Annotated in this window: 1 protein-coding gene; it reads right to left on the reverse strand. The window is 63.6% G+C overall.

Annotated features, from left to right (window positions below; all coding sequences use genetic code 11):
* Positions 1-9 precede the first annotated feature (9 nt).
* A protein-coding gene (locus ACH4YL_RS40810) for an IS630 family transposase (RefSeq protein WP_398512598.1) occupies positions 10-1,067 on the reverse strand; the annotation gives its coding sequence in 2 pieces (ribosomal slippage) (positions 10-563 and positions 563-1,067; 1,059 coding nt in all).
* Positions 1,068-1,147: the final 80 nt, after the last annotated feature.

Consider the following 1,147-nt stretch of genomic DNA (forward strand, 5'->3'; position numbering starts at 1 on the left):
GCTCATTGATCAGAACCGATGGGCCCAATCTCGCATTCCGATGGATATGATGCGCCAGGGCTGGTCGACGAGTTTGTTCCATGCGTAGCAGCAATGATCCAGGATGTCGGCGTAGGACTTGAAGACACGGTTGGAGAGCCAGTTGTCGCGCATGAACTGCCAGACGTTCTCCTGCGGGTTGAGTTCCGGGCATTTCGCGGGCAAGGGCATGAGCGTGATGTTCGGCGGGACAATCAGCCGGCTCGACAGATGCCAGCCGGCCTGATCGAGCAGGAGGATGGCGTGCTTGCCGGGCGCGACCTCGGTGGCGATTTCGGCGAGGTGCAGGTTCATCGCCTCGGTGTTGCAGGCAGGCAGGACGAGGGCTGCGCCTTTCCCCTCCTTCGGACAGATCGCGCCGAAGATGTAGGTTGAGGCGGTGCGCTGGTCGTGCGGCGCGCAGGGGCGCGTTCCGCGCCGCGCCCAACGGCGCGTGATCTTGTTCTTCTGACCGATGCGCGCCTCGTCGGCGAACCAGATTTCTAGATCGGCCGGGTCAACGCCTTGGCCTTCGGCCACTTCTGCCACGCGGGCGGGAAAGCTTTTTTAAAATCCTCGATCGCGCCCGCGGCTTGCGCATGATGGCGTGGTCGGGCCGAGAGCTTGCGATAGCCCATGGCCCGCAGTTCCCGGCTCAACGTCTGCTTGGCGACCACGACGCGGAACTCCTCGTAGAGCCATTGGCAGAGATCGATGATCCGCCAGCGTACGACACCATGGATCGCCGGCATCGGCCCGCTCTCGATGATCGCAGCCAGCACCTTGCGATGTTTGTCCGTCAGTCGAGGTGGCTGGCCTGGCGCCTTGCGGTCGATGAGCCCGGCTGGGCCATGCGCGTTGAATTTCATCACCCAATCGCGAACGATCTGCAGGGTCACGCCGCCGATCTTCGCAGCTTCGCTCCGGGTCGCGCCGTCGTAAATCGCCGCCAAAGCCAACAGCCGCCGCGCCTGCGGTCCGTCCTTGGACCGTTTCGCAGCGGCCCGGGTCGTCTGCGCGTCAAAATCAGCCCGAAGCGGAACCGGCATGGCAAACCTCCTGCGTTCCCCACAGAGAATCAGGCCGGCACTGATTTGGGAAGGCGCCTGGAGTCACCCTTTCCGAGACG

The sequence above is a fragment of the Streptomyces sp. NPDC020681 genome (genome assembly GCF_044334895.1).
Lineage (GTDB): Bacteria > Actinomycetota > Actinomycetes > Streptomycetales > Streptomycetaceae > Streptomyces.